This window comes from Streptomyces sp. NPDC050388 (assembly GCF_040655635.1).
Lineage (GTDB): Bacteria > Actinomycetota > Actinomycetes > Streptomycetales > Streptomycetaceae > Streptomyces.
This window is the reverse complement of record NZ_JBFAKH010000002.1, coordinates 22,108-40,442: the sequence shown is the minus strand read 5'-3', so window position 1 is coordinate 40,442 and position 18,335 is coordinate 22,108. Positions and strand designations below refer to the sequence as shown.

The window sequence follows — 18,335 nt, the reverse complement described above, 5'->3', positions numbered from 1 at the left end:
ACGGTCAGCCGGACGTGACGGACGCGCCCCTGTGGTCGCGGGCGGCCTGCTCGATCCGGTCCCGGATGAGCGCCATCTGCGTACGCGAGTTGCGGTTGATGTTGTCCGTCATCCAGTCGTCGTCGACCGGGGCGTCGGGCTTCATCGCGAAGTCCTGGGTCCAGCGCATCCGGACGCCGTCCGGGAGCTCCTCGTACTCCCACAGGATGTCCATGTGGGCGAAGGGCCCCGTTTCGACGCGACGGGCGCGCACACTCCGCGTGGCGCGGTCGGGGGTGCGCTCGGAGACCCAGCTCCACACCTTCCCGTTGTCGTCCGGGTGCATGGTCAGCCGGAACGTCGTGGTGTCCCCCTCGCGGGAGAGCACTTCGACGGAGGCGTACTCGCTGAACAGCTGCGGCCAGTTCTCGAGGTCGTTGGTCATCTCCCAGACGAGGTCGAAGGGAGCGTCGATGGTGATGCTGTTCTCGGTGTGTCCTGTCACTTCAGGCTCCAGCCTTGAGGGTGCTGTTGACGAGGTCGAGGAATTCCCGGGGCGTCCTGCAGCGCTCCGAGTCGGGGGGGAGCGACCCGCTGTACCGGTTCTCCAGCTCGCCGACGATGCCGAGCAGGCCGAGCGAGTCGAGGCCGAAGGAGTCGAAGGGGGACTCCGCCGCCTGCCTGAGTTCCGCGGGGTCCACGGTGATGCCTGCCGCCTTCTTCATCAGGGCGGCCAGTTCGTCGAAGGTCACTTCGGTGGTGATCATGGGTTGTCTGCTCCTTTCCCGCCCGGCACTACCGGACGGATTCGCCACCGCGACGCACGACCAGCGCCGCGTTGGAGCCCATCAGTCCCCTGCTGAGAACGAGGGCCGTGCGCAGCTCGGCGGGCCGAGCACGCGACATCACCAGGTCGAGGTCGTGGCAGATGTCGAACACGTTGGGTGTGGGAGGCACCTGACCGTGTTCCATGGCGAGCACCGCGGCCACCGTGTCCAGCACGGGCGCAGCGCAGTGGGCCCGGCCGAAACCGGTCTTGGGCGCCGTGACGGGCACCCGTGTGCCGTGCGTGCCGAGTGCGTCGGCGATCGCCAGCGCCTCGGCGCGGTCCGCCTCCGGGACCCCCATGGCGTCGGCGAACACCACGTCGATCTCCTCCGGGGCCGCGCCCGCCTCGTCCAGGGCGCCACGGATCGCACGGGCCAGCCCCTCCCGGGACTCCTCCCAGCGGGACGCACCGGTGAAGGTGGCGGCATGGCCGGCCACGGTGGCCCGTACCGGCGCCCCGCGTTCGCGGGCGCGTTCCTCGTCCTCGACGACGAGCAGGGCGCCACCCTCGGCGGGCACGAACCCGCAGGCGTCCGAGGTGAACGGACGGTAGGCCAGGTCCGGGTCCTCGGCGGTGCTGAGCTCGGGGTAGCCGAGCTGGCAGACCATCGAGTAGGGGGCGAGGGGTGCCTCCGCGGCGCCGACGATCATCGTGTCGGTGCCGCGCCGGACCGCCCCGGCGGCGTGCGCGAGGGAGTCGAGCCCGCCGGCCTCGTCGCTCGCCACCACCCCGCACGGGCCCTTGAAGCCGCCGCGGATGGAGATCTGGCCGGTGCTCGCGGCGTAGAACCAGGCGATGGACTGGTACGGACCGACGAACCGCGGGCCCTGCCCCCAGAGTTTCTGCAGTTCTCGCTGTCCGAACTCGCCGCCGCCGGAACCGGCCGCGGTGACCACGCCGATGGAGAACGGCTCCGCGGGATCTCCGCTGCCGAGCCCGGCGTCGTCGAGGGCGAGGGCGGCCGCCGCCATCGCGAAGTGGCTGAACCGGTCGGTCTGGACCAGGAAGCGGTCCTCGATGAGGGCCGCCGCGTCGAAGGCCCTGACCTCGCCCGCCACCCGCAGCGGCAGATGTCCGCAACCCTCGCGGGTGATCCGGTCCAGCACGCCGACGCCTTCGCTGACGGACTTCCAGTAGGCGTCGGTCCGCAGTCCGTTGGGCGCGATCACACCGATGCCGGTGACGGCCGCACGGCGGGGGCGCGGAGTGCGCTGAGTACGCTGAGTGCTCATCGGGTCCTCCCACCCGGCCCGGTCAGCAGCACCGCGGACTGGAAACCGCCGAATCCGCTGCCGACGGAGAGCACGTTCCTCAGCCTCCGCGGACGGGCGGTGCGCGGCACGTAGTCCAGGTCGCACTCGGGGTCGGGGGTCTCGTAGTTCGCCGTCGGCGGTACGACCTGGTGCTTGAGGGCGAGCACACAGGCGACCACCTCGATCGCGCCGATCGCGCCGAGCGAGTGCCCCACCATCGACTTGATGGAGCTCATGGGCGTCTCGTGGGCGTGGGCGCCGAGGGACCGCTTCACCGCGGCCGTCTCGTGCCGGTCGTTCTGCCGGGTGCCGGAGCCGTGCGCGTTGACGTAGTCGATCAGTGTGGGGTCGAGACGGGCCTGGTCGAGCGTGCTGTCGATGGCCCGCGCCATCTCCAGGCCCTCGGTGGTCAGACCGGTCATGTGGTAGGCGTTGCCGTACGTGGCGTACCCGCTGATCTCGCAGTGGATCTCCGCGCCGCGGGCCCGGGCGTGCTCGTACTCCTCGAGGACGAGCACCGCCGCGCCCTCGCCCATCACGAAGCCGTCGCGGCGGGCGTCGAACGGCCGGGAGGCGTGCTCCGGGTCGTCGTTGTTCGGCGAGGTCGCCTTGATGGCGTCGAAGCAGGCCATCGTGATCGGCGAGATCGGGGAGTCCGACGCCCCGGCGATGCAGACGTCGGCCCGGCCCTCGGCGATGGTGTGGAAGCCGTAACCGACCGCGTCGAGGCCGGAGGTGCAACCGGTGGAGACGGTCTGCACGGGGCCCCGCGCGCCGAACCGCTCGGCGACGACCGAGGCGAGGGTGCTCGGCTGGAACGCCATGTGCAGTTTCGGGTCGGCCTGCCGGTGGTCCACGTCCCAGCGCTTGCCGTGTTCGCTGACCTGCACGTAGTCGTGCTCCAGCCGGGTGGTGCCGCCCACCGCGCTGCCCAGCGACACCGCGGTGCGCCAGGGGTCGTCGGTGGCGACGTCGAGCCCGGAGTCGCGGACCGCCTCGGTGGCGGCCACCGCGGCGAACTGGATGTACCGGTCGGCGTGCTGGCACAGCTCCGGGTCGAGACCGTGGGCGAACGGGTCGAAGTCGCACTCGGCGGCTATGCGGGAGCGAAGACCGCTCGGATCGAACAGGGTGATGCCGCGGGTCGCGGTGCGGCCGGCTGCGAGCAGATCCCAGAACGCCGTTGCTCCGGTGCCGCCGGGAGCGACCACACCGATACCGGTGACGGCCACTCGCCGGGTCATTTTATGGCCCCACTGCGATCGGCCGGCCGGTCCTGACCCGGCCCGGACGCAACCGGCCCGCCCACGGTCAGCTGGGGACCGGCCGCGGAGCCGGCGTTCTCCTCGGTGTCGACGTGACCGAGACTCGGGTGCGGGGCGAGCGGACCCAGGTGGAACACCATGCGGGCCTCGGCGTCGGAGACGTTGCGGAAGCGGTGCCGCATGTCGATCGGGATCATCAGCCCCTGCTCGGCCCGGAGCGCGAACGGCTCCCCGTCCAGGTCGACTTCGAGGGCGCCGCTGACGACGTAGACGAACTCCTCGGAGTACGGGTGGTAGTGCTCGCCGATGCGCTCCCCGGGCTGGATGATGGCCAGCCCCATGAAACCGCTGGTGGAACCCACCGTGGCCGGGGTGAGCAGGGTTCTGAGGTCGCCCCCGCGCCGTCGGTTGGGCTCCGTCTCGCTCAGGTCCACGATGCGTGGATGCTGTTTGGACATGGTTGGTACCTCCGGGTGTGGCGGGGACGTCCGGGCGCGCGGGCTGCGGACGTCCCCACGGTTTGCCGTCAGGAATCCGCCGCGCTGCGGTCGGTGACGGGCAGCATGTCGGCGTGCGACAGCAGCCGGTTGATGTTGCGTTCCGAGTCCAGCGGGCCCTCGACGCCGACTGCGGCGCCGTCCAGGAGCCGCTCCAGCTCCGCCGCCTTCCCCGCTCCCTTGATGCCGAGCGCCGCGAGGGGGTCGAGGTCGAGGTCGCCGGTGACGTCGATCAGACGGACCACGACGTTGTCGCGATGGAAGAGGGTGCTCGAGTACACCGGGCCGTCCGGTTCGTCGGCCGCGGCCTCGTCCTGGTGGGAGAGGAACCGGGCCAGTTCCTCCCCGCGGCCCGCGACGGCCGGGTAGTACAGCGCATGCCGCCGCAGACCCGCGGGCCGGGGCCCCTCCCTGTCGACGTGGTGCACGGCGGGGAGCGCGGCCCTGGTGAAGAACACCCGCATGGAGCCGGGATCGCTGAGATCCCGGGCATGCTCCAGATAGGGGTTGATGGCTTCTTCGGTCGCTCGGGACTCGGGCTGGTCGGCCACGTGGCGCAGCGCCGTGGCCAGGTCGCCCTCCACCTCCATGGCCCGCACCACGCGGTTGCCGTGCATGAACACGGAGGTGCGGCGCAACCGCGTGTTGTTCTCCAGCGCGGCCTTGGGGAACGCGTATCCGGCCAGGTGCTCCGCGACCTTGGACTCGGTGCCCGGCTTGACGGTGAAGGTGAGGGCGTGCCGGGCCACGCTCTCACCGACGCGGGCCTGTGCCTGGAGGTCCTCGGCGGCCTGCCCGGTGAGCGGTCGGCCGTTCCGCATCTCGCGCAGGACGCTGTAGCGCATCGACCGGGTGTCGCGGACGCAACTGTGCAGCGGGCGGACGGTCTCGATGTGCTCCTCGCTGTTCACCCAGGCGAGGAAGGGCGGGGCGCTCTCCCACTCGCTGGTGATGAGCCACTGCGAGGGGTTCTCGATCGACTGGCAGAGCTGGTCACTGATGTGACCGGGGACGGACGCGATCATGCTGCTCATGTGCTCGTACGCGTCGAGGAACTGCTCCTGGGCCCCGTCGTACAGGTCGAGCATCAGGGTCACCCGCAGCCTGGAGCCGTCGAACGCCGACTGCGGTATGCGTCCCGCCATACGGCCCGTCGTGCGGTCCGTCGTGCGTCCCGTGGTGGTCATCCGGCGCACCTCTCCTCTTCTTCACGGAAGGTTCTTCACTGGAGGTCGGGAACGGCCGCGGCATCCGAAGGTCCGGGGTCGCCCTGCATCGATCGTCGACGCGTCCCGTGATGTGCGCGAGCGCCACGGGGCAGGTGGGTGAACCCCGCGTCAACCGGGTGCCGGCAGGACGCGGAACGGCCTGTACCGGGCATGGATCCAACATCCTTTTCCATGCCCGTCGCGGGCGACGCTGGAGGCAGTTCAATGAACCGTTCGGAAACGGCCGACGAGATCGGCCAGCGCACGCCCGTCCTGATCGTCGGCGGTTCCCTGGTGGGCCTGTCCATGTCCGTGTTCCTGGGACGTCTGGGGGTGCCGCACACGCTCGTCGAACGTCACCCGGGCACGTCGATCCACCCACGCGGGCGCGGGAACAACGTGCGCACCATGGAGCTGTACCGGGTGGCCGGAGTCGAGCAGCAGATCAGGGAGGTCGCGTCGGTCCTCGCGGACAACCACGGGATCATGCAGACGCCCAGCCTGGTGGACGGCGACGGCGAGTGGCTCTTCAAGGAGATCGACCCCGGCGGCGGACTGGCCCGGTTCAGCCCCGGCGGGTGGTGCCAGTGCAGCCAGAACGACCTCGAACCGGTGCTCCTCGCGCACGCCCGCGAACTCGGCGGCGATCTGCGCTTCGCGACCGAGATGATGTCGTTCGACCAGGACGGCGACGGTGTGACGGCACGGGTCAAGAGCCGGGAGACCGGCGAGCACACCACCATCCGGGCGGACTACCTGGTCGCCGCGGACGGCCCGCGCAGCCCTGTCCGGGAGCGGCTCGGCATCGGGCAGAACGGACCGGGCGACCTGTTCCACAACGTGAGCGTCACCTTCTCCTCCCGCGGCCTCGCGAGCATCGTCGGCGACCGGCGGTTCATCCTCTGCTACCTCACCAACCCGGAGGCCGACGGGGCGCTGCTCCCGGTCGACAACGCCGAGAACTGGGTGTTCCACGCCCCCTGGCACCCCGAACACGGCGAAACCTTCGAGGAGTTCACCGACGAGCGGTGCGTCGCCCACATCCGGCGGGCGATCGGAGCCCCCGACCTCGACGTCAAGATCACCGGCCGGGCCGCGTGGCACGCCGCCGAACGGGTCGCCGAACGCTACGCCGACGGCCGGGTGTTCCTCGCCGGTGACTCGGCCCACGAGATGTCGCCCACCGGGGCGTTCGGTTCCAACACCGGCATCCAGGACGCGCACAACCTGGCCTGGAAACTGGCCGCCGTCCTCGGCGGCTGGGCGGGACCCGGACTGCTGGACTCCTACGACGCCGAGCGTCGTCCGGTCGCGGAGGCGACCAGCGCCCGCGCCTCGAACCGCTCGGTCGAGCACAGTCACCCCGGCTACACGCCCGCGGCGGGCGCCGGCAGCAAAGGCCCGAAGGGCGGAATCCTCAACGTGGCGCTGGGCTACCGCTATCCGCGGGGCGCGGTCCTCGGCGGTGACCCGGCGGCGCCGGTCGTCCCCGACGGCCTGCAGCTGGCGGGGGAGCCCGGCAGCCGAGCCCCCCACCTGTGGCTGGACCGCGCCGGCGCCCGCGTCTCCACCCTCGACCTCTACGAGCGGTCACTGGTGCTGCTCAGCTCCGAGGACGGCGCCTGGCACACCGCCGCGGAGCAGGTGGCGAAGCGCCTGCCGGTTCCGCTCGACTCGTACCGGATCGGCAGCGGTCCGACCGCGGACCTGACACCGGACGCCGATGTGAACTGGGCACAGGCCCACGGCGTCACCGAGGAGGGCGCGGTTCTGGTCCGCCCCGACGGGTTCGTGGCGTGGCGCTCCGGAGGGGCCGTTCCGGACGCCGCGACGGCGCTGCACGACGCCGTCGCGGACATCCTGGCCCGGCCACGGGACTGACGAGGGGTGTGGAGCGGGGGCGTCAGGCTCCTCCGACGCCGCCCTGCCGCCCCCGCTCCGCCTTGGCCTGGTGCTGTTCGAACCGCTGGACCGCCGGACCGTCGTCGTTCCACGGCCACGGGGTCACCGTGCCCTGAAGCGCCTGGAACACCGGGTGCGCGTCGGCGGCCCGGCCGGCCGCGCACAGCGCGTACGCCAACACGTTCAGATCCGCCTGGGCCGCCGCGTGCTGGAAGAATCCCGGCTTCGCCCAGAGGGAGGCGGCCTGCTCCAGTGAGGCCGCGATCTGTCCGCCCTCCCACAGCTGACCTGCCGTCATGGCCCGGACACCGCCCTGCGCCACCAGTCCCTGGTACTGCCGCACGGCCGCGGTCACCTCGATCGCGACGCACGGCGCGTTGGCCGGTATACGGGCGCGCACCACATCGATGAAGTCGAGGACGGCCGCACTCGAACCGCCTTCCTCCGGCGACAGATGGGCGAGCATCTGCAGATACGCCTCGCGGTGCCAGCGGTCGCGTCCGGTGGCCTCCCGCCAGATGGCGTTGACCTCGCTCTGCGCGTACCGCTCGATCCGGGCCATGCCGAGCAGGGTCACCCAGGGCAACGGATCCGCCGGATTCAGCTCCGCGGCCCGATGGCACTGGGTCACCAACTGCCCCGCGTCCTCCAGGTGCCTGTCCCGCAGGCCGCGGACCAGGCCGACCCTGGAGTGGAACACCAGCGCGTCGGGGTTCTCCGGTTCCTTGGCCAGCCAGGCGGACGCCAGCTTTGACCCCGATTCGACCGTCGAGTCGGCCAGTACGGAGACACGGTGGCCGCGTCGGTCCCAGTCGTCCCCGGTCTCCTCGAGAAGCGTGGCGACGAGTGTCACCTCCGCCTGCTTGACGCTCCCACCGCGCTTGTTCAACTGCTTGAGGACGCGCGTGAGGTCGGCGTCGTCGAGGGCGGGGACGATTCGGGGACGTTTACTGGTACGACTGCTGAAGAGGGACATGCCCGCAGACTAGGAACTTTATTGGGCGGGGCAACCGGTACGAGGCGATCGTTACCGATCCGGCCCTCTGGGGCACACCGTGGTCCATCAGACGGGCACATGGGGTCCGAGCAGGGCGAACACCGGCGGGGCGGGGCCGGACCGCTCGCCGGCCCCGCCCCGCCCTGTCTGTTCGTCCGTCGGTCAGGGAGCCGGGGCCGGGAAGGTGGGGTACTCCACGCCGGAGACGTACTGGACGACCCGGACGACCTGGCAGGAGTAGCCGAACTCGTTGTCGTACCAGAGGTAGAGGATCGCGTTGTCGCCCTCGACCTTGAGGGCGCCGGCGTCGACGATCGACGCGTGCCGCGAGCCGATGAAGTCGCTGGAGACCGCGTCGGGGGCGCTGATGAAGTCGATCTGACGCTTCAGCGGCGAGGTGAGCGACACGTCGCGGAGGTGGTCGAGGACCTCGGCACGGTTGGTCGCGCGGCCCAGCTGGAGGTTGAGGATCGCGATGGACACGTCCGGTACGGGGACCCGGATCGAGCTGCCGGTGATCGTCGCCTCGAGGTCGGGCAGCGCCTTGGCGACGGCGGAGGCGGCACCGGTCTCGGTGATCACCATGTTCATCGGAGCGGAGCGGCCCCGGCGCTCGGACTTGTGGTAGTTGTCCAGCAGGTTCTGGTCGTTGGTGAACGAGTGGACGGTCTCCACGTGGCCGCGCAGCACGCCGTACTCGTCCGCCATCGCCTTCAGCGGCGGGACGATCGCGTTGGTGGTGCAGGACGCGCAGGACAGGATCTGCTCGTCCGGCTTGAGGGTGTCGTGGTTGACGCCGTGCACGATGTTGGGCACGTCGCCCTTGCCGGGGGCGGTCAGCACGACCTTGTCGATACCGGGGCGCAGGTGCTGCGAGAGACCCTCGCGGTCGCGCCACTTGCCGGTGTTGTCGATGAGGATGGCGTTCTTGATGCCGTACGCCGTGTAGTCCACCTGCGCCGGGTCGTCGGCGTAGATCATCTTGATCGTGTTGCCGTTGGCGACGATCGTTCCGGCCGCCTCGTCGACGGTGATCGTGCCCTGGAACTGGCCGTGCACCGAGTCGCGGCGCAGCAGCGAGGCCCGCTTGACGATGTCCTGCTCACCGCCTCGGCGGACCACGACGGCACGGAGCCTGAGGCCGTTGCCCGAGCCCGACTTCTCGATGAGCAGGCGGGCGAGGAGACGGCCGATGCGGCCGAAACCGTAGAGGACGACGTCGCGCGGCTCACGGCGGTCGATCTTGTTGGCGCCGGTGGCGCCTGCCACGGCCTCGGCGGTGAACTCCGCCACCGACAGTCCCCGCTCGTCGGTCCGGTAGGTCGCGGCGAGCAGGCCGAGGTCGATCTGGGACGGCCCGAGGTCGAGGGTGGTGAGGGCCTGGAGGAACGGCAGCGTCTCGGTGACGGAGAGTTCCTGGCCGGCGATCTGGCGGGCGAAGCGGTGGGTCTTGAGGATGGAGACCACCGACTTGTTCACCAAGGAGCGGCTGTGCAGCAGGACGGTGACGTCCCGCTCGCGGTGCAGCTTCCCGATGATCGGGATCATCGACTCCGCGATTTCCTCGCGGTGCTTCCAGTTGGTGAACGAGTCTTCGTTGACAGTCACAGGATTATCTTTCGAGCTAGGCGGCGCTCATATGATAACCATGCGGGTCAAGGGGCTCTCAGGGGGTGTCCTTCCGGCCTCTCGGGGTGTCCTTCCGGCAGGGTTGCGTCCCGCGCGATCGGGTACGCGTGCAGGACCGTGCCCGGAGCGGATCTTGTCCCGATCACCGATCCGGTCCGGTCCGTACGACCACCGCTACGAGGGAAACAGCCATGGAGACACCCGCGCACGAGAACAACGGACCCACGCCCGCCCAGCGGGCCCTGGACGCTCTCTCGGAGAACACCGAGGACACGGCGGCTCTGGACGCCCTCGCCAACAGTGACGTACTGATCCCCGTGCCCGACGACACGGGCGACGAGACGGCCGCCGACCCCGGCGCCGTCGCGCTGCCGGTGATGGAACAGCCGGACGGCATCCAGGTGGTGCCCGTGTTCACCTCGGAACTGGAGATGTCGGGCCTGCTCCCGTTCGTCTCCCGCTACCGTCTGGTACCGCTCGGCGCCCTGGCCGCGCAGTGGCCGGCCGACGAGCTGTCCCTCACCATCGACGGCAGCTCCGAGCACCGCCTCACGTTGACGTCCGAGGGAGTCCGCACCCTGCTGGCCCGCCCCTAGACGAGTCTTTCCGCGCACGTTCAGTGGCCGCAGGCGGTCAGTGAGCGGCTGACCGCCTGCCCGGTCCGGAAGTCGGGCCGGACCACGGCGGCGGCGCCAGGACCGGATACCCCAGGTTCAAGGGTGTCGGGCACTTCGACACCGTCACCTTCCCGAAAGACGGCGACGGCTGCCGCTGGGACTCCAGCCCGCACGATGCGCAGACCCGCGTCCGCCTCCAGGGTGTCGGCCACGTCCGCGTGCACCAGCACCGCCCGGTGCGCGGCCGGGTCAAGACGGCCGGCAGCAAGCGGGAAGGAGGGCGCAGGTACCTCGTCCGCGATCGCGACGTGATCGCCCATGAGCGGTCCAACGCAACGGGCATGACCCGCGCCCCGCAGCACCTCCCGCGCCTGCCCCTCCTGCGGGCACACCGCGCAGGAGAGCCGCGCCACCCGGGCGAAGTTCGCATGCACGGCGAAGCCCGCGCGTTCACGCGTGGGTGGAGTCACACCCCTGCCGGTATCAGCCATGGCTCCCGGCCCGAGGAGGCTTGTCTCTTCGATCAGGAGACAAACGACACTGAATTGCTTAAGTCGGATCAAAGTAGGATGGGGCGGTCGCGTCCGTACGCGCGTAGTCGCTTTCCCCGACCGAAGCACGGAACCCTCCTTCATGAGCAGGACCGCCGAGACAGAAGGCGCACTGGAAACCCGCGGCATCGAGCAGGTGCCCGATCGTGAGCGCACCGCCAGAACCCGCGAGCTGTTCCCCACCTGGGTCGGCGCCAACATCAGCGTGCTGCTGCTCACCATGGGCGCGAGCCTCGTCGTGGCGTATCACCTCAATCTCTGGCAGGCGCTCGTCGTCGCCCTCGTCGCCCCTGCCGTGTCGTACGGCCTGGTCGGGCTCATCGGCATCGCGGGAAAGCGCGGCGGGGCGCCCGGCATGGCGCTGTCCCGGGCGGTCTTCGGGCAGCGCGGCAACCTGCTGCCCGGCTCACTGATCTGGGTGGCCCGCTGGGGCTGGGAGACGATCAACGCGGTGGTCGGCGCCTACGCGATGCTCACCATCCTGCACATCCTGTTCGGCCTGAAGGCGAACAGCGCGCTGGACATGGTGATGCTGCTGGTGTTCGTCGTCGCGACCTTCGCGATCTCCGGGCTCGGCATCAACGCCGTGCAACGGTGCAACAAGTACGCGACCTACCTCTTCGGCCTGTTCTCGGTCCTGGTCCTCGCCCACCTGATCGTGGACACCGACTGGCCGAGGGTGTTCGCCCACTCCGCCGGATCGACGGCCGCGGTGATCACCGGTATCGGCATGATCGCGGCGGGTGGTGTCAGCTGGATCCCGTCGGCGCCGGACTTCACACGTTATCTGCCGCGTACGGCCTCCGCCAGGGCGATCGTGGGCACCTCGATCGGCGGCGCCGGCATCGTCGTCCTGCCGATGGTGCTCATGGGCGTGGTGATGGCGGCCTCCGTGCCGGACCTCGCCTCGGCCGCCGACCCGGTCTCCTTCCTCGGAGAGATCCTGCCGACCTGGATCGCGGTGCCGTATCTGCTGATGGCTCTGATCGGCATGCTGCTGATCAACGCGATGTCGATGTACTCGGCCGGCTTCACCGCGCAGACGCTCGGCTTCCGGGTGCCGCGCCACTGGGCGGTGTCGGTCAACGCCGTGATCTCGCTGGTCTTCGGCAGTGTGCTGATGCTGGTGGCGTCCGGCTTCATGGGTTCGTTCATCGCTTTCCTGTCGCTGCTCGCGGTCGCCTTCTCCGCCTGGGTCGGCGTCTTCGGCGCGGACATGCTGCGGCGTACGGAGTACGACGGGCGGGCCATGGCCGACACCACCCGCGCCAGCGCTTACTGGTACCGGGGCGGCTTCTCCCCTGCCGCGGTCACCGCTTGGGCGACCGGCCTCGCCGCGGGGCTGATGTTCACCACGTCCGCCTGGTTCACCGGCCCGCTGGCCCGGAACAACGTCATCGGCGAGTACGGCCTCGGCTGGATCGCGACGATTCTGATCTCCGGCCTGCTGTACCTGGCGCTGCCCAAGCCGCCGGTGCCGCCTCGAGCGGCGGCCGCAGCGGAGCCCGTCGAGCAGCCCGAGCCCCTGGGCGTCTGACGCGTCCCGACCGCTTCCCTCCACCGCGGGTGGAACTCCCTCAGCGAAAACGCCTGGCCCGCCCGGCCTCGGTACTGATCCTCTGTTCCCACCAGTCCGCCGGGTTCGAGTCCTGGCGTACGACAGTGGGGGATCGGTGCTGGTGCGCTCGCCGGGTGCCCGCTTCCTCCGCGTGCCGGCCGACAGAGATCCGGAGGGCGAGAGGCGGACCAGGTGCCGGCCTTCCTGCGCGAGATCGCCCTGCTGCGCCCATCTCGATCTGATCGCCTCCGGCGCCGAGCAGCCGCGGACGGCCGAGGAGCACCGGGAACAGATCCGGCTCCGGCTGCGGATCACCGAGGAAGCCGCTCTGCGAGTCCTGGGGATCGGCGGCGGGGACCCGGGCCCTTCCCTCGGCACCGCGCCGGGAGCTACCCCATCTCCTCCAGCGCCTTGCCCTTCGTCTCCTTGACGAACTTCAGGACGAACGGGATGGAGAGCGCCGCGAAGAACGTGTAGATCACGTAGGTGCCGGAGAGGTTCCAGTCGGCCAGCGACGGGAAGCTCGCGGTGATCATCCAGTTGGCGATCCACTGGGCGGAGGCGGCCACGCCCAGCGCGGCGGCGCGGATCTTGTTCGGGAACATCTCGCCGAGCAGCACCCAGACGACCACACCCCAGGACAGGGCGAAGAAGAGGACGAAGAGGTGGGCGGCGACCAGGGCGATCAGGCCCTGGGTGGCCGGCAGCTTGCCGTCGACCAGCGGGTGCGAGAACGCCCAGGCCTCCAGGGCCAGGCTGACGACCATGCCGGAGGAGCCGATGAGTGCGAGCGGCTTGCGGCCGATGCGGTCCACGAAGATCATCGCGATCACGGTGCCGACGATGTTGATGATCGATGTCGTGAACGAGTAGAGGAACGAGTCCGTCGGGTTGATGCCGACCGACTGCCACAGCGTCGCGGAGTAGTAGAACGCGACGTTGATGCCGACGAACTGCTGGAACGCGGACAAACCGATGCCGATCCAGACGATCCGCTTGAAGAGGAAGCTGCTGCCGAGCAGGTCCCTGAAGGTGGACTTGTGCTCGCGCTTCATGGCGTGCTCGATCTCGGCCACGCGGGCGTCGAGGTCGACGCCCTTGCCCTCGACCTCGGCGAGAACCTCGCGGGCGCGCTCGCGGCGGCCGACGGAGAGCAGGAAGCGCGGGGACTCGGGAATGACGAAGGAGAGCATCCCGTACAGCACGGCCGGGACGATCATCACGCCCAGCATGACCTGCCAGGTCTCCAGGCCGATCAGGTTGCCGCGCTGGTCGCCGCCGGCGGCGTGGAGCAGACCCCAGTTGACCAGCTGGGAGGTGGCGATGCCGACGACGATCGCGGCCTGCTGGAAGGAGCCGAGCCGGCCGCGGTAGGCGGGCGGGGCGACTTCGGCGATGTAGGCGGGACCGATGACCGAGGCCATGCCGATGGCGAAGCCGCCGACGATGCGCCAGAAGGCGAGGTCCCACAGGGCGAAGGGCAGGGCCGAGCCGACGGCGCTGATGGCGAACAGGGTCGCGGCGATCTGCATGCACCGGATGCGGCCGATGCGGTCGGCTATGCGGCCCGCGGTCGCGGCGCCGATGGCGCAGCCGATCAGGGCGATGGCGATGACCTGGGCCAGCTCCGCGGATCCGATGCCGTAGCGGCTCCGGATGGCCTCGACGGCGCCGTTGATCACGGAGCTGTCGTAACCGAAGAGGAAGCCGCCCATGGCGGCCGACGCCGCAATGAAGATGACGTGCCCGAGATGTTCGGGATGAGCCGTACCGGCTCCTGGCCTGGGGGCCTGCTCTGTGCTGGTCACGTGTGCTCCTCGGGCGCACCGGCAACGCTGCCGGAGTGGGGTCAGCCCTTCCAGGCGAAACCTGAAGGAAAAAGCAACGCTGCAGAGACCATGTCTTCATATATCGAAGTCAACATCCTTGCTGTTGCGAGATTTCACCGCCCGCCGAGTGGGCTTGCGTTCAAATGGTGCATTCAGTTATCGGACATGATCCGACTACCCCGAAGTCGCGGAGGCACGCGGGGTCCGTGGCACAGGAGTTCCCGGGCAGCGGGGCCCCGGCCCGGGCCCGTGCTTCGGCTGGACGAGTCGTTCCGAATGCCTGTGGGTGTGCAGGCGTACCGCCGCCGCGGCCGCCCTGTGTGGCGGCGGCTATCCGCCCAGCGCGCGGGTGAGGGCCGCGCGCTGCAGCGGCAGTACCTCGGCGTGCAGGTCGCGGCCCTTTCGGGTGAGCGTCACGTACACGCCCCGCCGGTCCTCCGCACAGACGCTCCGGGCGACCAGGCCGTCCTTCTCCAGCCGGGCGATGAGACGGGACAGCGCGCTCTGGCTGAGATGGATCCGTCCGGCCAGGTTCTGCACTCTGCACTGCTCGCCCTCCGCGGGCGGGGAGGCCACCAGGATGTCGAGCACCTCGAAGTCGGAGGCTCCCAGACCGTACGGATGCAGCGCGCGGTCGATCTCGCCGAGGGTGCGCGCGTGCACCGACAGGATCTCCCGCCACCGCTCCTCGAGCCGCGAGTCCACCGCCTCAGCTGCCATAGGTGAACGGTAGCACTCGTTGGTTTTTCAACGACCTTGTGCGTTCCCGCCGGTGGCCGGGGACGGCGTGCTACGTCGACTCGCGCTTCACCGGTTCCGTCGGGAGGATCACCGCGGCCGGGTCCTCGCCGCCGATCCGGGCCGGCAGGACCCGTACCGTCCCGGTGCTGATGCGGTCTCAGGGTCGGCGGATCGTGGTGAGGCCAGGGCCGGTGGCGACGGCGGCCGGGGAGTCGTCGAAGCCGCCGACCGCCACGTCCTCCGGTACCCGGCGCCCGCACGGCGCAGCGCCGTCAGCACCGCCTGCGCCGTCAGATCGGAGACGGTGAGCCGCTCGTCGGTCTCGATGCCGGCCTCGGCGAGCACCTCCTGGTACCCGGCGAGGCGCTCCACCCCGCCCGGGGTGCCGAGCGGTCCCGTCACCACGCTCACCCTGAGCCGGCCCCGGGCCGGCAGAGGACACACCATGTCACGGGCGCCGTCCCGGTCGTCCGCGGTCACGTAACTCACCTTGGAGCCCCACCCGATCGGCTTGCCGCACGCGACCAGCGGCACGCCGGTCGCTCGCAGCTCCGCGGCCACCGGATCGCCCGAGTGACTGGAGACCGGCAGTACCCCGTCGACGTGCCCCGCGGTGCTGTACCGCACGATGCGCCGCCGTTCGTCCTGTGTCCCGGCGATCACCAGCAGCAGCGGAACGTTGAAGTCGGGGTCCTCGAAGAACCGCTCCTGCGGCTCCGTCAGCAGGAAGCCCATCGAGTCCGACCGGCCGGTGATCAGTGAGCGGGCGTGCCGGTTCACCACGTATCCGGTTCTCCGGATCGCGGAGTCGACCGCTTCCGCGGCGGCCGGGCTGACGTAGTGGCCGCCGTTGAGCACGCGTGAGACGGTGCCGTGCGAGACCCCTGCCTCACGCGCCGCGTCGTGGATCGTCGGCGGCTTGCACCTGCCCCGGTGTCGCTCGTGGTCATGACTTCACGGCCCCGGACAGCAGCTCCAGGCTCCAGGACCGCTGAACGACCAGGAAGAGCGCGACCAGCGGGAACACCGCCAGGAACGCACCCGTGACCACCAGGGTGCACAGCGCCGGGGTCGGCTCCCTGCTCGAGGAGCGTGTACAGGCCGAGCGTGATCGGGAACTTCTCGTCGTCCCGGGCCGGCAGCAGGTACTGCGGGACGGTGAGGATCACCGGCGGCACCAGCACACCCGCGAGCAGCACCCTGGACAGCGTGGCACGGCCCCGGAAGCGGTAGACCGCCAGTGCGGAGCTGCCCATCCACTGCAGGTAGGCGCCGTCGCGGTACGCGCTGAGGTCGGACAGGTTCTCGGTGAAACCGGTGCCCGGCCAGAACGTGAACGTGGAGAACAGCTCACTGCCGGACTTGGTCGACGCGATGACCACCCGGGCGCCGACAGCAGGCAGTACAGCGCGCCGGGCAGCAGCGCCCGACCTGGGAACCGCGACCGCGGCGAGCACGCTCACCGACGGCGGCTTCGAGGCCGACGGTTCAGGCGCGGCCGTCCCCGACGGCTGGCCCGAGTACTCCGAGTACTCCGAGTACGGCGACACCGCCGCCTCGTACACCGAGCCCGGCGGCCGTGGCGGCGTGGTTCCGCCACCGGTGAGTTCGTGAGTCCCTGAGTCGCGGCGGGGCCCGGTCGCACGCACGGTGCCTGTGCGGCCGGGCCCTTTCCCTCGAGGCGATGTGCTGTTCGACCGCCTTGTGGCCAGGGGGCCGACTCTCGGACAAGGTGCCGGAGCGCATGACACGGGGGCTCCGGTCGCGGGACAGTGGACGTGCCCGGAGAGGACGCCGGGGCGGAGGTGGACGGCATGCTGAGGACTCCCGCCGACGGGACCCGACTGCGCATCCTGACATGGCTGAGAGAGCCCGGCCACGCCGCACACGGAGTCACCGCGGAAGCCGTCGCCGCCCGGTTCGGCATGCCCCACCCCGTGGCCCTCGGCCATCTCCGGCTGCTCACGGCCATCGGCCTGCTGCGCACCAGCCACGTCGCCGGCCGCCCGTACCACCGGCGCGACGAGGTACGGATCGCCGAGGTCGCGGCGGTGTTCGAGAAGGGCTGGCGGCGCACGCCACCGCGCGACGACCACGGCAGCGTGAAGTGACCCTCTCGCGCCCCAGGCGTTAGGGTGGCCTTCGGCCGCGAGCACGTCTCGTGGCGCGGCGGTGGGGCCCGCCGTACCCGAACCGCGGCACGCCGCCAACGGTCCCTACTTGTGGAGGCGCGCGCCCGCACGTCCGGGCCGCTCGACGAGTAGGAGACGTACGCCGTGACAGCCCCGCCCACCGAGGTTCTCCGCGGACGCCGCCCCGCCCGGCGTGCCACCGCTCCCGTCGTCGCGGTGGTCGCCCTCGGCGGGGGAGCAGGCGCCACCGCCCGGTACGCGGCCTCCCTGTGGTGGCCGACACCGGCGGACGGGTTCCCCTGGACGACCCTGGGGGTCAACATCACCGGCTGCGCCGTGATCGGCGTGTTCATGGTGATCATCACCGAGGTCCGTGCCGCCCACCCCCTGGTCCGCCCGTTCTTCGGCACCGGAGTCCTCGGCGGGTTCACGACCTTCTCGACCTACGCCGTCGACGGCCGGAACCTGTTCGACGGCGGCAGCCACGGCCTCGCCCTCACCTACCTCGCCGTCACCCCGCTCGCGGCACTCGGCGCCGTGTGGGCGGCCGCGTCCGCGACCCGTCGCGTTCTGAACAGGAGGCAGCCATGACAAGGCTGACCGGCGGTGTGCTGCGCCTGACCGTGTTCATCGGAGAGAACGACACCTGGCACCACCGGCCGCTCTACTCGGAGATCGTCCACCGGGCCCACGCGGCGGGACTGGCGGGCGCCAGCGTCTTCCGCGGCATCGAGGGATTCGGCGCCTCCTCGCTCGTCCACACCTCCCGGCTGCTGTCCCTGAGCGAGGACCTGCCGGTGGCGGTGGTCGTCGTCGACACCGAGGAGCGGGTACGGGCCTTCCTGCCCGAGCTCGACGCGCTCGTCACCGAGGGCCTGGTGACCCTCGACGCCTGCGAGGTGGTCCGGTACCCGGGCCACGAACGCCCTCCCGGCCCTCCCGCCGCTCCCGGGACGAAGGGCGAAAGGCCGTGAACTGGCTGCTGGTCGTCTTCGGCGCCGTCATCGGGGCACCCCTGCGCTACCTCACCGACCGCGCGGTGCAGTCCCGGTACGACTCGGTGTTCCCCTGGGGGACCTTCACGGTGAACGTGGTCGGCTGCCTGGCGCTCGGCCTGCTCACCGGCGCGGCGGCGGAGGGCGCCGCGAGTTCGCACCTCCAGCTGCTGCTCGGAACAGGTCTGTGCGGCGCCCTGACCACGTACTCCACCTTCTCCTACGAGACCCTCCGGCTCGCCGAGGCGGGGGCCGTCCGCCATGCCGCCGTGAACGTCGTGGCGAGCGTCGCGGTCGGCCTGGGCGCGGCGTTCGCCGGCGCGGCCCTGGCCGACGCGCTGTGGGCGTGACGG

At 70.6% G+C, this 18,335-nt stretch carries 17 protein-coding genes and 3 pseudogenes; 8 read left to right on the top strand and 12 right to left on the bottom strand.

What is annotated here, in order from left to right; genetic code table 11:
- Positions 1–4 precede the first annotated feature (4 nt).
- The 6 genes from AB0I73_RS01655 to AB0I73_RS01630 form a co-directional block, all read right to left on the bottom strand.
- A complete protein-coding gene (locus AB0I73_RS01655; protein WP_363032667.1) occupies positions 5–484 on the bottom strand; it encodes an SRPBCC family protein in 480 nt (159 codons plus the stop codon).
- 1 nt (position 485) lies between these two features.
- Positions 486–746 carry an acyl carrier protein gene (locus AB0I73_RS01650; protein ID WP_109382202.1) on the bottom strand — a complete coding sequence of 87 codons (261 nt, stop codon included), beginning with the start codon at positions 744–746 and terminating at the stop codon, positions 486–488.
- Positions 747–774: 28 nt separating this feature from the next.
- Positions 775–2,040 (bottom strand): ketosynthase chain-length factor, encoded by a 1,266-nt coding sequence (locus AB0I73_RS01645; RefSeq protein ID WP_363032665.1) that lies wholly within the window; start codon positions 2,038–2,040, stop codon positions 775–777.
- Entirely contained in the window at positions 2,037–3,305 is a 1,269-nt protein-coding gene (locus AB0I73_RS01640) for a beta-ketoacyl-[acyl-carrier-protein] synthase family protein (RefSeq protein ID WP_363032663.1), read from the bottom strand. Before AB0I73_RS01640 ends, AB0I73_RS01645 begins: the two co-directional genes overlap by 4 nt.
- Positions 3,302–3,784, bottom strand: a complete 483-nt coding sequence (locus AB0I73_RS01635) for a cupin domain-containing protein (RefSeq protein WP_363032661.1) — start codon at positions 3,782–3,784, stop codon at positions 3,302–3,304. The genes AB0I73_RS01640 and AB0I73_RS01635 overlap by 4 nt, the downstream gene beginning before the upstream one ends.
- A gap of 68 nt (positions 3,785–3,852) precedes the next feature.
- Positions 3,853–4,968 (bottom strand): SchA/CurD-like domain-containing protein, encoded by a 1,116-nt coding sequence (locus AB0I73_RS01630; protein ID WP_363032951.1) that lies wholly within the window; start codon positions 4,966–4,968, stop codon positions 3,853–3,855.
- A gap of 288 nt (positions 4,969–5,256) precedes the next feature.
- Between AB0I73_RS01630 and AB0I73_RS01625 the strand changes: the two genes are divergently transcribed.
- Positions 5,257–6,912 (top strand): FAD-dependent monooxygenase, encoded by a 1,656-nt coding sequence (locus AB0I73_RS01625; RefSeq protein ID WP_363032659.1) that lies wholly within the window; start codon positions 5,257–5,259, stop codon positions 6,910–6,912.
- A gap of 22 nt (positions 6,913–6,934) precedes the next feature.
- Here the strand turns inward: AB0I73_RS01625 and AB0I73_RS01620 are convergent, their stop codons facing one another.
- Together AB0I73_RS01620 and AB0I73_RS01615 are read right to left on the bottom strand one after the other, a co-directional pair.
- Positions 6,935–7,909, bottom strand: a complete 975-nt coding sequence (locus AB0I73_RS01620) for a hypothetical protein (protein WP_363032657.1) — start codon at positions 7,907–7,909, stop codon at positions 6,935–6,937.
- 183 nt (positions 7,910–8,092) lie between these two features.
- The gene (locus AB0I73_RS01615; RefSeq protein WP_363032655.1) at positions 8,093–9,538 is read right to left on the bottom strand and encodes a glyceraldehyde-3-phosphate dehydrogenase; all 1,446 of its coding nucleotides are present in this window, start codon (positions 9,536–9,538) and stop codon (positions 8,093–8,095) included.
- A gap of 212 nt (positions 9,539–9,750) precedes the next feature.
- Between AB0I73_RS01615 and AB0I73_RS01610 the strand changes: the two genes are divergently transcribed.
- The 3 genes and pseudogenes from AB0I73_RS01610 to AB0I73_RS01600 all read left to right on the top strand — a co-directional run bounded on the left by AB0I73_RS01610 (position 9,751) and on the right by AB0I73_RS01600 (position 12,264).
- The gene (locus AB0I73_RS01610; protein ID WP_109382194.1) at positions 9,751–10,155 is read left to right on the top strand and encodes an SseB family protein; all 405 of its coding nucleotides are present in this window, start codon (positions 9,751–9,753) and stop codon (positions 10,153–10,155) included.
- A 56-nt stretch (positions 10,156–10,211) separates the two neighbouring features.
- Positions 10,212–10,472 (top strand): annotated as a pseudogene (locus AB0I73_RS01605) (hypothetical protein); the annotation flags it as partial.
- Between the two features lie 337 nt (positions 10,473–10,809).
- On the top strand, positions 10,810–12,264 hold the full coding sequence (locus AB0I73_RS01600; RefSeq protein WP_363032653.1) for a cytosine permease: 1,455 nt from the start codon (positions 10,810–10,812) through the stop codon (positions 12,262–12,264).
- Between the two features lie 410 nt (positions 12,265–12,674).
- Here the strand turns inward: AB0I73_RS01600 and AB0I73_RS01595 are convergent, their stop codons facing one another.
- From AB0I73_RS01595 to AB0I73_RS01580, 4 genes and pseudogenes are all read right to left on the bottom strand, one after another.
- Positions 12,675–14,093, bottom strand: coding sequence for a sugar porter family MFS transporter (locus tag AB0I73_RS01595; protein WP_363032651.1), 1,419 nt, complete (start codon positions 14,091–14,093; stop codon positions 12,675–12,677).
- Between the two features lie 351 nt (positions 14,094–14,444).
- Positions 14,445–14,834, bottom strand: coding sequence for a MarR family transcriptional regulator (locus AB0I73_RS01590; protein ID WP_109382191.1), 390 nt, complete (start codon positions 14,832–14,834; stop codon positions 14,445–14,447).
- Between the two features lie 70 nt (positions 14,835–14,904).
- Positions 14,905–15,764: pseudogene (locus AB0I73_RS01585) on the bottom strand (LacI family DNA-binding transcriptional regulator).
- A gap of 37 nt (positions 15,765–15,801) precedes the next feature.
- Positions 15,802–16,278: pseudogene (locus AB0I73_RS01580) on the bottom strand (hypothetical protein); the annotation flags it as partial.
- A 391-nt stretch (positions 16,279–16,669) separates the two neighbouring features.
- Between AB0I73_RS01580 and AB0I73_RS01575 the strand changes: the two are divergent.
- The 4 genes from AB0I73_RS01575 (at position 16,670) to crcB (ending at position 18,332) form a co-directional block, all read left to right on the top strand.
- Positions 16,670–16,966, top strand: coding sequence for a helix-turn-helix transcriptional regulator (locus AB0I73_RS01575; RefSeq protein ID WP_363032649.1), 297 nt, complete (start codon positions 16,670–16,672; stop codon positions 16,964–16,966).
- 165 nt (positions 16,967–17,131) lie between these two features.
- Positions 17,132–17,578, top strand: a complete 447-nt coding sequence (locus AB0I73_RS01570) for a CrcB family protein (RefSeq protein ID WP_363032647.1) — start codon at positions 17,132–17,134, stop codon at positions 17,576–17,578.
- A complete protein-coding gene (locus AB0I73_RS01565) occupies positions 17,575–17,961 on the top strand; it encodes a DUF190 domain-containing protein (protein WP_363032645.1) in 387 nt (128 codons plus the stop codon). The genes AB0I73_RS01570 and AB0I73_RS01565 overlap by 4 nt, the downstream gene beginning before the upstream one ends.
- Positions 17,958–18,332 (top strand): fluoride efflux transporter CrcB, encoded by a 375-nt coding sequence (gene crcB, locus AB0I73_RS01560; protein ID WP_363032643.1) that lies wholly within the window; start codon positions 17,958–17,960, stop codon positions 18,330–18,332. The genes AB0I73_RS01565 and crcB overlap by 4 nt, the downstream gene beginning before the upstream one ends.
- Positions 18,333–18,335 lie beyond the last annotated feature (3 nt).

Coding starts and splice junctions, on each gene's coding strand:
- AB0I73_RS01650 (WP_109382202.1), bottom strand. CDS start 746: ATGATCACCACCGAAGTGACCTTCGACGAACTGGCCGCCCTGATGAAG.
- AB0I73_RS01645 (WP_363032665.1), bottom strand. CDS start 2,040: ATGAGCACTCAGCGTACTCAGCGCACTCCGCGCCCCCGCCGTGCGGCC.
- AB0I73_RS01640 (WP_363032663.1), bottom strand. CDS start 3,305: ATGACCCGGCGAGTGGCCGTCACCGGTATCGGTGTGGTCGCTCCCGGC.
- AB0I73_RS01635 (WP_363032661.1), bottom strand. CDS start 3,784: ATGTCCAAACAGCATCCACGCATCGTGGACCTGAGCGAGACGGAGCCC.
- AB0I73_RS01630 (WP_363032951.1), bottom strand. CDS start 4,968: ATGGCGGGACGCATACCGCAGTCGGCGTTCGACGGCTCCAGGCTGCGG.
- AB0I73_RS01625 (WP_363032659.1), top strand. CDS start 5,257: ATGAACCGTTCGGAAACGGCCGACGAGATCGGCCAGCGCACGCCCGTC.
- AB0I73_RS01620 (WP_363032657.1), bottom strand. CDS start 7,909: ATGTCCCTCTTCAGCAGTCGTACCAGTAAACGTCCCCGAATCGTCCCC.
- AB0I73_RS01610 (WP_109382194.1), top strand. CDS start 9,751: ATGGAGACACCCGCGCACGAGAACAACGGACCCACGCCCGCCCAGCGG.
- AB0I73_RS01600 (WP_363032653.1), top strand. CDS start 10,810: ATGAGCAGGACCGCCGAGACAGAAGGCGCACTGGAAACCCGCGGCATC.
- AB0I73_RS01590 (WP_109382191.1), bottom strand. CDS start 14,834: ATGGCAGCTGAGGCGGTGGACTCGCGGCTCGAGGAGCGGTGGCGGGAG.
- AB0I73_RS01575 (WP_363032649.1), top strand. CDS start 16,670: ATGCTGAGGACTCCCGCCGACGGGACCCGACTGCGCATCCTGACATGG.
- AB0I73_RS01565 (WP_363032645.1), top strand. CDS start 17,575: ATGACAAGGCTGACCGGCGGTGTGCTGCGCCTGACCGTGTTCATCGGA.